The organism is Azospirillum brasilense, from assembly GCF_022023855.1.
In the GTDB taxonomy this organism is placed as follows: Bacteria; Pseudomonadota; Alphaproteobacteria; order Azospirillales; family Azospirillaceae; genus Azospirillum; species Azospirillum brasilense_F.
Genome location: NZ_CP059450.1, coordinates 856,555 through 870,000, shown reverse-complemented (window position 1 = coordinate 870,000; position 13,446 = coordinate 856,555). Strand labels below are relative to the sequence as shown.

General features: G+C 63.4%; 15 protein-coding genes (1 of these 15 only partly in view). 3 read left to right on the top strand and 12 right to left on the bottom strand.

Going from position 1 to position 13,446, the window contains the following annotated elements; genetic code table 11:
* The 9 genes from H1Q64_RS17355 to H1Q64_RS17315 all read right to left on the bottom strand — a co-directional run.
* Positions 1 to 219: the 5' portion of a hypothetical protein gene (locus H1Q64_RS17355; protein ID WP_237906370.1), read on the bottom strand. 108 nt of this gene lie to the left of the window's left edge; 219 of the gene's 327 nt are visible here — the first part of the coding sequence; the start codon lies at positions 217 to 219; its stop codon lies beyond the left edge, outside the window.
* 143 nt (positions 220 to 362) lie between these two features.
* Positions 363 to 689 (bottom strand): hypothetical protein, encoded by a 327-nt coding sequence (locus H1Q64_RS17350; RefSeq protein ID WP_237906369.1) that lies wholly within the window; start codon positions 687 to 689, stop codon positions 363 to 365.
* A gap of 19 nt (positions 690 to 708) precedes the next feature.
* Complete coding sequence (locus tag H1Q64_RS17345; RefSeq protein ID WP_237906368.1) at positions 709 to 1,203, bottom strand: hypothetical protein; 495 nt, start codon at positions 1,201 to 1,203, stop codon at positions 709 to 711.
* Between the two features lie 201 nt (positions 1,204 to 1,404).
* Positions 1,405 to 1,860 (bottom strand): hypothetical protein, encoded by a 456-nt coding sequence (locus tag H1Q64_RS17340; RefSeq protein WP_237906367.1) that lies wholly within the window; start codon positions 1,858 to 1,860, stop codon positions 1,405 to 1,407.
* 423 nt (positions 1,861 to 2,283) lie between these two features.
* Complete coding sequence (locus tag H1Q64_RS17335) at positions 2,284 to 3,045, bottom strand: hypothetical protein (RefSeq protein WP_237906366.1); 762 nt, start codon at positions 3,043 to 3,045, stop codon at positions 2,284 to 2,286.
* Positions 3,032 to 3,838 (bottom strand): helix-turn-helix transcriptional regulator, encoded by an 807-nt coding sequence (locus H1Q64_RS17330; RefSeq protein ID WP_237906365.1) that lies wholly within the window; start codon positions 3,836 to 3,838, stop codon positions 3,032 to 3,034. The genes H1Q64_RS17335 and H1Q64_RS17330 overlap by 14 nt, the downstream gene beginning before the upstream one ends.
* 143 nt (positions 3,839 to 3,981) lie before the next feature.
* Complete coding sequence (locus H1Q64_RS17325; RefSeq protein WP_237906364.1) at positions 3,982 to 4,371, bottom strand: hypothetical protein; 390 nt, start codon at positions 4,369 to 4,371, stop codon at positions 3,982 to 3,984.
* 221 nt (positions 4,372 to 4,592) lie between these two features.
* Positions 4,593 to 4,757: a hypothetical protein gene (locus tag H1Q64_RS17320; protein WP_237906363.1), complete on the bottom strand. Its 165-nt coding sequence runs from the start codon at positions 4,755 to 4,757 to the stop codon at positions 4,593 to 4,595.
* A 264-nt stretch (positions 4,758 to 5,021) separates the two neighbouring features.
* On the bottom strand, positions 5,022 to 7,337 hold the full coding sequence (locus H1Q64_RS17315; protein WP_237906362.1) for a MobA/MobL family protein: 2,316 nt from the start codon (positions 7,335 to 7,337) through the stop codon (positions 5,022 to 5,024).
* A 345-nt stretch (positions 7,338 to 7,682) separates the two neighbouring features.
* On the opposite strand from H1Q64_RS17315, the gene H1Q64_RS17310 reads away from it, so the two are divergent.
* Positions 7,683 to 8,270, top strand: a complete 588-nt coding sequence (locus H1Q64_RS17310) for a hypothetical protein (RefSeq protein ID WP_237906361.1) — start codon at positions 7,683 to 7,685, stop codon at positions 8,268 to 8,270.
* A gap of 279 nt (positions 8,271 to 8,549) precedes the next feature.
* Positions 8,550 to 10,196, top strand: a complete 1,647-nt coding sequence (locus H1Q64_RS17305; protein WP_237906360.1) for an ISL3 family transposase — start codon at positions 8,550 to 8,552, stop codon at positions 10,194 to 10,196.
* A 92-nt stretch (positions 10,197 to 10,288) separates the two neighbouring features.
* Here the strand turns inward: H1Q64_RS17305 and H1Q64_RS17300 are convergent, their stop codons facing one another.
* The 3 genes from H1Q64_RS17300 to H1Q64_RS17290 are packed head-to-tail and all read right to left on the bottom strand — an operon-like array spanning position 10,289 to position 12,690.
* The gene (locus tag H1Q64_RS17300) at positions 10,289 to 10,744 is read right to left on the bottom strand and encodes a DUF302 domain-containing protein (RefSeq protein ID WP_237906359.1); all 456 of its coding nucleotides are present in this window, start codon (positions 10,742 to 10,744) and stop codon (positions 10,289 to 10,291) included.
* Positions 10,745 to 10,764: 20 nt separating this feature from the next.
* A complete protein-coding gene (locus H1Q64_RS17295) occupies positions 10,765 to 11,907 on the bottom strand; it encodes a major royal jelly family protein (RefSeq protein ID WP_237906358.1) in 1,143 nt (380 codons plus the stop codon).
* Between the two features lie 39 nt (positions 11,908 to 11,946).
* The gene (locus H1Q64_RS17290; RefSeq protein ID WP_237906357.1) at positions 11,947 to 12,690 is read right to left on the bottom strand and encodes a glycine betaine ABC transporter substrate-binding protein; all 744 of its coding nucleotides are present in this window, start codon (positions 12,688 to 12,690) and stop codon (positions 11,947 to 11,949) included.
* A 405-nt stretch (positions 12,691 to 13,095) separates the two neighbouring features.
* Here H1Q64_RS17290 and H1Q64_RS17285 point away from each other — a divergent pair, with 405 nt between their 5' ends.
* The gene (locus H1Q64_RS17285) at positions 13,096 to 13,446 is read left to right on the top strand and encodes an SH3-like domain-containing protein (RefSeq protein WP_237906356.1); all 351 of its coding nucleotides are present in this window, start codon (positions 13,096 to 13,098) and stop codon (positions 13,444 to 13,446) included.

Genomic DNA, 13,446 nt, shown 5'->3' with positions numbered 1-13,446 from the left:
GGCGCTCGTGCGCATCATGATGACGTTATACAGGCGGAGCAGCGTCAGGCCGCTGATCCGTCCGACGGTGTCCAGCTTGATCAACTCGCGTGCATAGCCCTCCGGATCGATTAAGCGCAGGTCGAGACTGGAGCCAGTCGGTTCGGTGCGGCGCCGCAGAACATCGAGGTGATATGCCTCGATGACTGAGCGCGCTCCGGCGCAGAAGATCGATCGCATGGCATCCCGGAGCCCGTTCGGTCCGGTGATGCCGGTCGGCGTGGTGGCATCGATCTGGCGGAGGAGAAGCTCATCGCAACAAAGAGCTTGAGATGAGACATGTATGGTGGTTTTGGCATCGTCACATGTTTAAGCCATGCCGATCAGAAGCGTAGACGGATCAGATCGTGCTGAATGCTGGCCGCCAGAAGAGCCAGCAGCAACGTCTCGGGATCGGCCGTGGTGGCCACCTGGCGCAATCGGCTGGATAAGACCAGCATCTTCGCGTCGGCATCGGTCCAGCTAATTGCCGGCAGCTTCGTCAGGCTTTCCATCCTGTCGGCAAGGCGCTCGCAGCGGTCGGCGGTATCCTGCTCACTCTCATAATGGATGACCGGGCCGCTGTCGGTCAGCCACTGTCGGGCGAGGCGCCCGATCGGCGTTTCCTGTCGATCTGCGGGATTGGGGTGTGGGTTTGTGGGGTGGTCCATCGTTTCGCTTGCCTCTCCATTATTCGTGTAGGCTGAGCAGGGCGGTCGATACCGTGACAGTCCGGCCCTCCTCGTCACGCCGGATCGATTGCTGAACATCGATCGTCATCGCCAGATCGACGCTGCGGGCCACGGTCATCGCCCAATCGAGGATTTCCGCGGCGTCGGTCAGGTGGCGGCGCATCCGCGTGTAGCTGTCACATTGGCCGACCAGCGGCTGCCACGGCTGGGGTGCGTTTCGCCGGGCCTCGACGACCAGGAGGTGGGCGCTATCAAGTGCCTCGGCAATCGCCCCCAAGGCGCAGAGGGTATGGTCATCATCGACCTGGTGCCGCCAGCATACAAGGTCGGCGGTGACCACGCGGACAAGGTCGACGGTTTCGGCTACCGGCTTCGGCCGGTGGGCCGGGTTCGTGTTGAAGAGCTGATCCTCCAGAGCATCAATGGTGGCGGAGAGGGGATTGGTGGTCAGTGCCGCCTTGCTCGGCGGGACCGTGAGAGCGGTGGAGGTCATAGGGAAAACTCCAGGGCTGGAGTGGGAGAGGAGAGAGGCATTGCGTTGGATGCCGGTGCCGACCATTGGCAAGACCCCACCGACCACGCGTCCTGCGAACACACCATCATGGTTTTGTATCCGGCCATTGCAGGACCGGGAGCGGGGGTGACGCTGGCGGCGACGGCCATGCGAACGGCGTCTATCGAGGAACGCAGTCGTCTACGAGGTTTGATCGAGCCAGCGTAACTGCTCGCTGATGGCCTCGGCGTCCACCCCGGCCGCGGCAAGCAGACCGGCCAGTTGCATGCGTCCGTGAGCGCTGTGGGCCATGGTAAGGATCTGTCTGGCCTGACGTTCTGCGGCCGCTTGCGACAGACTGATGTCCACGTCGTTGATCCCCGAGGCCGAGAGTGCCACGCGGATGTTCTGGAACACGGCAGCGACGGAGGGTGGATAGGTCAGGGCGTCGGGAGCGTTGATGCTGTAAGAAATACTGTTGCCAAAGCGGATGATCCGCTGTGGCAGGATCGCGGAGAAGGGTGCATCATCAATCCGAACCCATAACTTGCCATCAATGACATGGGGACTGATGCGGACGACATAGCTTTGCGGCACCACAGCCTGGACGATAACGCGAGCCGCGTCCCTGTCGGCGGCAGTGTAATAGCGGGACATGTCGGCTTGATCCTCCCTACTGGTCCTTCCTCCCTCGGCGCGGCCATCGGGCCGGCAGTAGAGTTAGAAAGGTCTCCAGATCGAGAAATTGCGGCCGCCGCCGCATGATTGCGATGTAGCAGCGACTGCACAGCACGTAGCTGTCGGGATCGTCTGGCGGCCCGACGACGAGCCATGTGTCGGGACCTGCGCGGTCCTGATCGTGCCACATCCCGCACCGGGCACATCGGCAGAATTGGCCATTCGAAGAGGCGGTCCACTTGATCTTCGAGGCTTTCGTTTGGCGCTTCTTCATGGTGATCTCCTGCTCCTGGAGCAATGGGGCTGAGGCGTTTCACGCGGAGTGGCGCTGCCCCGCCCGGTTCTGGGGGCGGGGTGTTCGGGCCAGCAAGACCACGCCGCTTCCCGCCGGTGCTTTGGCGTCTATCGATCTACCGCCCCGGGGCGGAGCCGTCGGACCCTTCGGCGATCGAAAGCCGCCATGATCGTCATCCGCTGATGCGCGGTGGGCCACCAGCTTTCCACCGACTTGAGGAGCCGGTCGGTATCGGCCATGGAAATCCGGTCGCTGTTCTGTCCGCGCGATGCGACGGCCCAGATGGCTTCCCACAGCAATGCACGCGCGTCGTAGGTCAGCTCATCGATGCCGCTATCCACGGATGGATGGAGGAACGGTGCTGCCCGTAAGGCAAATCGCCGGGACTGACAGTCGACGAAGACACCGACGCCGGATCGGGCCTCGAGAAGCGGAATGAATTCGGCGAGATGAACCGCAATCCCACTAGGATCGTCGTAGATCGATCCGGCGAAATCTTTCCATCCATCTGTATCATCCTCACCGGGCTGCAGGGCATCGGTCGGATCGGTAGGGAAGTCTTTGTGATGGCAGGGACATCGCGCAATCGCCGCGGCATCCCTCATGGCTTGATGTGCGGTGATGGCCGGCGGCAAAGGCATCGCCATCCAATGTGTCGGATAGCGGAGCCGGTTCCAGTCGTGCCTCTGGAGCACCTCCTCCGGAACGCCGACCTCCCACCACCATGGTGCGCTGTATGGCTGCGCATCGGCGACAGCCTCATAGGCCATCCAGCGCGCGACCGACATGGTCCCATCGCTCCATGCAACGATGATCGGCCGGCCGTCACGGGGCGCGATCGCGATCGGCTGCCAATCACCGCTGAGCATTCTCTTTACCTTCGCGATTTTCCGGGCGGGTGATCGACGTCTGCTCCGCCGATCCCAGTGGACTGCCGGCTGCCGTCGCCGGCAGCTTCCCGGCACAATGTGCTTCGGTGCGCAACAGGAGCAGGCGAGCCACGGCGGCCGACCGGTTGCGGACACCCAGCGCCCGAAGTATGGCTGTGACATGGATTTTGACCGTCCCTTCACTGATGCCGAAGGTATGGGCGATCATCTTGTTGCTGCTGCCGCGTGTAAGCTCTTCGGCGATCTCCCCCTGGCGGGCTGTAAGACGGACGGGGACAGCGGGTGTGCTGTGCGGCCGGTCGTTAGCGTGGAGACCAGGGGGCAGTGCCGCAGGCCAGCAGCTGCCGCCGGCGAGGGCCAGCCGGATCATGCCGGCGCACAGCTCCGGCGTTTCCGTCCCGTCCAGCAGGCCATGGGCTCCGGCCATCCGGAGCGCTGCCACTCCGTCAGACCTCTGCACGCCGGCGGCAAGAAGGGCCACAGCCTGCCGGCGCTGGAGCAGTTCCCTCACCCGCTCAGCGGTCGGGGCCAGCGTGCTGGTGTGCATGATGATGAGATCGGCTTTCGACCCGTGCAGTGCCGCGTCGATGCTGTCGCACGTTTTGGTGCTGGCAGCGCAGCGTGCCTGATCGAGCAGGCATGATAGTCCCAGCAGGGCAAGCCTATCACCGCCGACCAGCACGATGTCCGCCAAGCATGAGGACACACGGTCCTGCGGGGCGGGCAGCCTGAGGGTGGCCGGCGACGATATGCGCGGCATCAGATCATCCATGGGAGCCTCGATTTGAAGCGGATTGTTCAGGTTGGCGGCACCGTCGCCAGGGCCACACGCGGGAGTGCAGTGGTTCTGCGGTAGATGGCTTGGCGACGAGGAACGCTCCGTCCGGCACGCCGGGCGACGGAGCGTGACCGCGGTCAGTCGGTCGCACGCCGATCGTCGTCCCCACCGTCGAGTTGGGCGACGAGGTCAAGGGCTTGGCGGATGAGCCAACGCGGGGCGTAATCGGGATCATCCTCGGCGCGGGACAGGAGGGCCTCCGCTTGTGCCCGGGCGATCTCGACGTCACCGGCGGCGTGGCGGTGGAGGGCAGCACGCAGCAGCAAGTCGGGTCGGCCACCGGTTGCCGAACAGTCATTTTCCGCGCGCGTTGCGATGCGGCGCAGGCGCGCGACGCGCGATGCTGCGGACTCGGCTGGGGGTGATTGCATGGATGTCATCGCAGTGGCTTCCGCAAGGTTGACGGTGGTGGCGTCTGGCTGGACCGCAGCGCCGCAAAGCGCGGCTGCGGTCCAGCCGGACGCCACCCCTCCTCCTCGCCCATCGGTCACACCACTTCGGCTCGGTAAGATTGTGCCGAGCCCTGCACTGTTTCCTGTGCGATCCGCCGGCGTCCGCGCCGGCGGACGGCCATGGTCACCGGCGGCATCGTCGATGCCTAGCGCATGCATAGAGCCGGAGCCATTCGCCGCGCTCTCCTGGTAGTTCAGTAAATATTGGTCTGTCGGCCGAGTTCGCTTTGCTTGGCTTATCCAGACACCACCAAGTTGTTGTCATCGGATCTACCTTCTGCAGCAGTGATGGTGATCTGAGCCGTGATCCACGGCTGCAGGCTGATGCCATAAAATTCTGCGCCTTGTGCCATCGAGAGAGTGAAATATCGGTCGTTGTCGCCAGTGACTTTGTCCAGCATTTTGGGCGCTACCAAGATGAAGCACGTGATGAGGTGGTGATAGTGATTGACCAGGGGAGGGGGTGGGCGGTTTCCTGTCACCGGACGATCTGGCTCATTACTAGCGGCTGAAGCGCCGTCAGGCCGAGGTGCTTGTCACGGGCGATCGGCTGGACGACTTCGCGGCCGACATTGCGGCGGCCGCGTATGGGGCCCGCCCGCAGTGATCCAGCAGGTTCCGAAGGCCCGCACCGGACACCGTTGCGATTATGCCTTCATCCACTTCTATCGATTGAAGTCGCGTTCATGCGGGCGGCTGGGGGATTGGTCCCGCTCTGGCGGGTCGATGGACGACGGCTGTGACGCTGTCAGGGAGCGGCGGTGCTGCGCGACGGTAACCGCGGCTTTGTGGGTGTCGACCACCTCACTGTCGATCCGGGCGAGCATCTTGGTCAGGCACTCATCAACCGCGTCCAGCCCATCAATCTCAGCACTGGCATGACCTCGCTTCTCAACCGACGACCGGGCGCGATAAAGGGCGATCAGAACTGGCTCGATTCTTGCTAGCACCTGTTTGCGACGCTGCCATTCCTTCAGTCGCGCGGCGTAGGTCACCACCGGCTTCGGCCAGTGTGCCGGGTTGTCGCTCAGCAGCGGTCGGGCCCAAGGATCCCGCGCGGCCGTCGGCCGGGCGATCAGCGTCGCTTCGGTAGCAGGAGCAGTTCCAGGCTCGAGGCAATGTTCGGCCTCGTGGTCGAACCCGGAAGGACCGCTCCTGCGCTCGTCCACAACGGCGTGCAGTGGCAGGGTGGGCATGTCATGACCAATTGCGTCCGCGGGCTGCTCCGACCTGAAGGTGTCGATGGAGAGATCGCAAGAGGAGCCAGGATCATCGCCACCCACGGTATCGTCGGGTTTGGATGCAAGCACCTCCAGTTCTCCATCCGGTACGGACTTGGAGTGTAGAGGGTCCTTCCAGTCGGGCTTCTGACTTGCGTCCGTTGGGACCTCTTGGGCAGATCTGTCGGGAAGACCAGTGCGGGTTTCAATGACCTTAGGCGCCTCTTGCCCTTCCACGCTCCACGGTATGCCCGCCGCTTGAAGTGCTGTGGACGCCCGTTCAATCCAGAGCGCAGTACCTGACAACTCCACTCCATGCCAATTCGCGGCTTTCACCAGCGCGACAAAGGCTGTAATGCTGGCATCGCTGTAGTCGCAGCTTGAATAAACAATAATCTCGTCGCCGTAATCTTCCAACGTTTCGCGACTGATGAGATCCAGTGTTAGTGGGTCGCCATCCTTTTCGGGGCGATGAACGAAATGAAGAATTTGCCCGACGCGACGATCCAGCTCCTGCCCATAATGCTTGTTGAGTATGCTCCACTTGGACTTTGCGGCATAAGTTAGCGGGATGTATGGAGAGTGAGTGGCAGAAGGTATGGCGCGTGTGCTGCCCTGTTGAAGGCTTCGGCGAGCGACGCCCATCGCCCAGCGGGACGGAGGATCTTCGGGAGACTGGTCTTTGTCGACGTTCAGCCCCGACGTCGGGGGCTGGGCATCTACGTTCTCCCCCTGGTGATCGGGGTCTCGGACACGCTCAGTCGACACGACAAGCTGTTCCGGAACGGCATTCTGCTCAATCCCGGAAGCCGCCTCAGGGACAGAACTCAGCGATTCTGCCTGCACCTCTTGGTGGACCGGAGGCTCGACCAGGGCAGCGTCTCCGAGATCCTCCGCCAATTCCGCACGGCGGGCTTCGTCCAGGGCCTGTCGACACGCCCGTTTCGCTTCTTCCTGTTCGATCCAGGTGAGCACTGCGGCGGGCAGATCGTCGGTTTCACCGATCTCGAGTGCGCGCCGAGCCCGCTCAAGATCAGCGCGGCTAAGCTTGATCTGCGGGGGCAACTCGGCTCCCCGCGCCACAAGGCTGCGGCAGTCGATGCGGATGGGCAGGCCGGATCGACTGAAGAGGTCGTTGTTCAGATCCTCCCAATGTTGACGCATCTGGAGAATGATGGTCGAGCCGATCTTCCGGTCATCAAGTCCTCGGGTCCCATCGGGAAGCGTCCGCTTTGAAGCAAATTCCCGCCCAATGATGCGACGAGCACCAACGACGAAATGACCGTGGCGATTTCTGGGGTCGCCGCCAGGTAATACCAATCCGCTGATCGGGTCCTTGATCACTCGTCGACGATGGGCACGGTGAAAGCTCCAGCCGACCGGAACACCCAGAACGCGGCTCATCCAAGCGGCTTGTTCTGCGAGGAGGTTGCAACAGTCGTTATCACTGATCGTCGGGTCACTTGGCAGTGGCACAATGATCGTCCGGCCTGGGACCGCGTCGGCTCGGACCTCGCCCTGCTCGACGGCGGTCCAGATTTGGCTCTCCGATTGAGCACGCCAGAAAGGAACATCCGCAGTGTCGGGGAACGCGATGCCCGACCGAACAACGCCGCGCTTTTTCCTGAAATCGTAGACGCGGCCGGTGCGGCCGTCGGTGATGCAAAGGGCCGCTTGGTACGCACGGGCCGCCGTTATGGAGTGGCCGATTTTGCGCTGAATCGGGACCAAGTCGAACCCAAATATTGCTCCCTCGGCCATCCGTGTCTCCAGTCGTCATTGGCCGGTTCCCGGCCATTTTCGATGGGGAGGTGTCGGAGGGGCTGTGCCCTTCTGACCGAGCGGCGTCGCCCCGTCCCGGGGCGATGCATACCGCGAGCCCTTCACGCGCCAGGGAGGCTGTGACGTCCTGGCGTCCCCCGGGGATATCCATCTGAAAAGCCGGTCGCGCAACGGCGGCAGAGAGAGATTCTTGACGGAATGAATCGGCGGCAGATCGGTGCGCGTGAGCAGCCGCAGGGATCGAATTTTGTGCTGTCGCACTGTTGCGCGCGTGGAAATACTCTCCCAGTTCCCAATAGGCCGACCGATGATGGGAGATATCCCATGACCGACGAGAGGGAACAGACCCGCAAGCGCGGCCGTCCGCGGACGCGCCTGCCTATGATCGAGCGGCTGCCCGGGGAAACCGATTCGGTGTATCTCAAGCGCTGCGCCAAAGAATATGAGCGCCGCGCCAACGAGGCGGCTCGAAAGGAAGCTTGGCAGTACGAGAAGGATAACAATCACAAGAAGTGTGTGGTGGGTGGGTATGTGCTGTCGGAAATCCAGCGCTTGCGGGCGGAGCAGGATCCAAGCGGTCCGCAACTTGCGAAGCTTCGAGATCTCCTCAAGCTGGTCGAGGACGGAGTAACACGGGAGGGAGATCGGAGCCGATATTTTTCCACAGAGTTGGCGGCTTACAGGGACCTACCCTCGTCGATCTCAGCCGTTGATGTTCAGCGAGCCGAGGCTATTGGTCGAATCTTCCTCACAGCAATCAAGACCGAGTGGGAAGAGAAAAACAATAAGCGAGAGTTTTTTCTTCTAAAATACATCGAAAGGTTCAAGCGGCAGGAGGATGAGGCTGTATTGGGCGACCTGCTCGAACGTCGAGAGATGCTATTAGCTGAGTTGAATCAAGAAAACCGTTAGAAATCGGCCGCCGGATGGCGGCCGACTCTTATTGTGAACGCTTGTGGTTCATAGAGGGTCGAGCCACTCAGAGTCCGCTCGAGAACGGAAGTGAGTGCACAGTAAGGTTGTGAGATATCTGAGCATGGTGGAGCTCATGGCGATGTAGATATGGTCAGTCCGCATTCCCGGTGCAGGGTAGCAGTGATCTTGCCCTGTTTCGGTGGTTCTTGCGCACTTTGCGTGGATGGTCCGGGTTGTGGTGGCGAGCAGACCGATTATTGCCCACATGGAAGGAACATGCAGGAGTTTTCTTTCCTTCCAGGCTGCCGCGTGCTTCAGATCGAGCGCGGCAGCCACGGCTCCCTTGTCATTCTCGCAGATAGCCGCCGAGGCAGTGCTCGTTGCCCGCACTGTGGTGCCGTCAGCCGCGTGGTTCACAGCCGATACCGGCGATCTCCTGCCGACCTCCCGGCCTTTGGGCATGAGATCCGTGTTGCCTTGCTGGTCCGGCGGTTCTACTGCCGGCAAGCGACCTGCCCCAAACGCACGTTCGCCGAGCGCTTTATAGGCGCTGTAGAGCCCCACGCCCGACGCACCCGGCGGCTGTCCAAGGCACTGGGCCGGGTCGGGATTGCTCTCGGTGGCGCTGCGGGGGCGCGGCTCGCCCGCGGGCTTGGGATGCCCGTCAGCAGGGACACCCTGCTACGTGTCATCCGGGCATTGCCCTTGCCGGCCGTTGAACCGCCACGCGTCGTCGGCGTGGATGACTGGGCGCTGCGCAAGGGGCGGACCTATGGCACCATCCTGGTCGACCTGGAACGTCGTCGTGTCCTCGACCTGCTGGCTGATCGATCCGCCAACACCGTTGCGGGCTGGTTGCGTGACCAACCCGGCATCGTCGTGGTGGCGCGGGATCGCTCCGCCGAATATGCTCGTGCCGCCACCAACGGCGCTGGTCAAGCGACCCAGGTTGCCGACCGATGGCACCTGCTCGCCAATACGCGCCAGATGCTTGAACGCTGGCTCTTCGCCGTCCATGGTCGGCTTCGCCGGTTGCCGCCGGTCCGCACCGACGCATCGGCCATCGCACCCCGCCGCACCCGAGCCTTCCCACGCCCGCGTGCCGAGAGAGTGGCGAGCGTTGCAAGCCACGAGCGGTGGCTGGCCGTCTATAAAGAGGTCCGGTGCCGCCATGCCATCGGCGAGACACTGCTGGGCATTGCCCGGTCGATGGGCCTGGCGAGGGGAACGGTCCGTAAGTACGTGCAAGCGCAGAGTTTTCCGGAACACGCATTGAGGGCTCCGGGGCCGAGCGCCTTGGACCCCTTCATTCCGCATCTGACGGCGCGTGTGGCTGCAGGCTGCGAGAATGGCATGGAGCTGTGGCGTGAGGTTCGTGCGCTGGGCTACGCCGGTCGGCCAAAAGCGGTGCATCTCTGGCTGCAACAACACCGAAGCGTCCCGGCGAAGACGACGCCCAACCGTTGGCGGAAGGAGACGCCAACCCTATCGGGCGGCCCACCAGCCCTCTTGTCGCCCAAGCGTTTGACCTGGGCTCTGGTAAAGCCGGCCGAAGCCCGCGACGACGAGGAGGCTGCGGCCGTTGCCCAGGCCGAGCAAGATGCCGAAACACAAACAGTGGCCGGCCTCGCGCGCCGCTTCACGGCACTCGTGCGCGCGGCCGGCCGAACCGCGGAAAGCGACCATTCCGCCGCCGGACTGGAGGCTTGGCTCACCGAAGCAAGTTCCTGCGGTATCACCGCAGTTCAGGCGTTTGCTGCCGGCTTGGAGCAGGATGGCGTTGCAGTTCGGGCGGCACTCACATTGCCATGGAGCAGCGGGCAGGCTGAGGGGCAGATCAATCGCCTCAAACTGCTCAAGCGTCAGATGTACGGCAGAGCCAGCCTGGATCTGCTCCGAAGACGAACCCTCCTGGCCGCGTGATCCACGCAAAGTGCGCAAGAACCACCGAACCAGGGCAAGATCACGGCGTGACTCAACACAAATGGCCTCCGGCAAACCCGGCACGGTTCAGTTCAGGCCGACGGCCCCGCACCGGTTGCCTGCGTCGCGGCGGAGGCAAGAGATGCTCTCATTTGCTCCAGGATTTCGCCAATCCCGTCTTCCCTGCCCGTAGTGGTATGCCGGTCGACCATCCATGCCGGATCGTTGCAAGCGAGCCAAGTACGCCCAGCGTCGGAGCGCCAAACCAACGCTTTCAATGGAAGATCAATGGCGAGCGTTGGGATCGCCTCCATCAGCGGCGTGCCCGCAGCCGGGTTGCCGAAGATCAGCACCATGGTTGGGCGCAGGTGGAAGCCCATCTGGGACGCGGCGTCGGCATGATCGATGCGGGCGACCACAGTCATACCGAGACCCGCGACCGCAGACGCCATGCGTTCCGCCGTCTCGCTGGGGCTGTGGGGGCTTGGGAAAACCATCAATCCTGCGGCCACCGCATCGACGATGGCGGCATGGTGGGATGCGCTCATTTCGGTTGCTCCCGGGCTGCTCATTTCAACAGGACCGGACCGGCGTCGATCCTGACGCGCAGAAGCTGGTAGGGAGGGCGGCGCAAGTCCCTGCCACCGTGAAAGCCGGCCTGACGATGAAGCTGGTTGGCGGTGAAGTACAGATACCCATCGGTGCCGACCGACAGCGTGTCTGGCCACAGGATGCGCGGGTCTTCGGCAATCGTCTCCCACCGCCCATCGGTGAAGCGGCGGATCGTGCCGTGTTCGTAATCGCCGGCATAGAGGCGCCCCTTGTCATCCTCCGCCAATCCATCCGACGGCGCCTTGGGGCCGAGGTCCCGGATCGCTTCGGCAATGTCGGCGTCGGTCACCTTCGGGTCGCGCAGCAGGGCGGTGGGCACGGCATGGAAATGCCGGCTGGACAAGGCGCAGTAATAAAGCGTGTCGCCGTCGGCGGAGATGGCGATGCCGTCCGACGCCACCATCCATGGGGCGGGTGCGGCATCCTTGGGCCGAATCATCAGCGTTTCGCCTTCGATCACCGGAGTGAACTCCTTGTCTGGCATGGTGCTGGGGTGGCCGGACAGGCGGCGCAGCGCTTTGCCGGTCGCAAGGTCGACGACGATTAACCCGCCCGGCCCGGTGATCGAGCTGTCGGTGATGTAGGCCACCCCCCCCGCACCCTGGCGCAGGTCGAGGCGGAGGTCGTTCACATAGCTGGTGGGCAGCACCACGTCGGCACCCAGCAGGATCGTCTTCACAACTTTGTCGGTGGCGAGGTCGACCGCGACCAGCTTGGCGCCGCCGGGAATGGGTGCCGTAAAGCCGGGGGCTCCGGTGTCGAGGACCCACAGACGGTTGGCACCGTCGGCGACGACGCTTTGGACGCTGATCAGGTGGTTGGCGGCATCCTCGGCATCAGCCCGGTTCATAGCGGCATCGGGGTAGGCGACGGGATTACCACCCTTCAATTCCGCCACGGTGAATGGGCTGTTGTCGCCCCACTGCGGGTAGTTGACGAAGATCCGACCATTCGGCGCCACGGTGACGCCGGTCGGCATGGCCCCGGTCAGATTGGCAACGACCTCGATCTTCTGTTGTGCTTGGGCGGCGGCGGGAAGAAGTGCGGTGAGGGTGATGGCCGACGTGCCGAAGGCTAGGGCGAAGAGTGTCGATTTCATAGGTTGTCTTTCCTGTGGTGCGGGGTGAGCGGGGGCGCTTCAAGCGGCCGAGGCGACGGATGCCTGCCGCAGTTGGTCGTCGAGCGCGCTGACCCGCCGATTTCCCAAATGAAGGGCCGCCAGGGCGGCGAGGGCGTCCGGGACGATCCGTGCCTCGGCCTCCTTGCGGACAATTAGGGTTGCCTTGTCCTGGCCGCCCAAAAGTCCCTTGGGCTCCGTCAACGCCCGGATGCGGTAGCGGTTGTGCAGCCATTGTGGATGCCACAGCGGCACCACCACCCAGCGCTTTCCGTCGACGGCCTGGATAAAGCGGCCGAAGCAATCCTCTTCGGTGCCGGTGCGGAATTCGTAGCCGGCGTGGTCTAGCCCGTACTGCTCGACGATGGCCTTGGAAAAGCGGCTGATGCCCGCACCGGGGTTGATGCCCTGGATCAACCGCTCCATCCGGTCGAGCGCCGGCGGCTTCAGAAGGTCGGCGACCTGCGCCACCTCATCCTCCGGCACGTAATCCGGTACGCCCCAGATACAGTAGGGCTCGTAGAGAACGGTGATTTTGGTCACCTCCCGCTCGAAGGGGGCGAGGTAGGCACCGTGGCTGGCCGGCAGCCAGGCCGAGACCAGCATGTCGATCTCGCCGCGGGCCATCCGCTGGAACATCTCCTCGTGCGGTGCGGCGGAGCGTTCGATCCGATGGCCGTGGACGCAAAGAATGCCCTCCACCTCGCGGGCGGCGGCGTCGTGGAAACTGAGGTCGATGTGACCAACACGGAGTGTGTGGGACATGTGAGTCGGTCTTCTGATGTGGATGGAGGTGTGTGCCGGGACGCCCCCTGGCTGGCCTGCCCGACTATTCCCATCAAACGCCTAGCGATCTTGTGAAAAGCCATCGTCGATTTGAACGAAAGCCGGATGTCGCGGACCGGTCGGTGTCGAAACTGTGCAGCGTTCAAATCAGCGGCGCCCTGTCCAAGACGATCCTGACCTGGATGGGCAGCATGGCCACCATGGCTCCTTAAGACGAACCATGACGATCCGTTCGCCTTCGGGAACGGAACCGGCGGAGTTTCCCCGCGCCGCCGGCGGATCGCGCCGGACGGGGCTCCCTCCCCCGGAGCCCTGTCCGCCCCGCGATCCCTTGCAAATTCTCAAGTCGGCCAGCCCATGGCCCTGTCGCAAAAGGAGGTTCGCGTGAACCGACAAGCTGAACCGGCCGGAACGGCGCCGCTGCCCGGCATCGTGACGGCGCTTGGCGAGGAGCCGGCTTTCCGGCCTGGCGACGCCGTCCGCATCCTCACCCGAAGCCCCATCGGCCATTACCGGGTGCCCGCCTACCTGCGCGGCAAGACCGGCACGGTCGAAGCCGTCATCGAACCCGCCGCCATCGACAACGAGCAGGAAGCCTACGGCCGCAATGCCGGTGCCAAGCGACACTATTACCGGGTCGCCATCCCGCTGACCGACGTCTGGCCCGACTATGCCGGTCCGGAAAAGGACGGCCTGCGCATCGAGATTTACGAGAATTGGCTGGAAAGGGCCTGA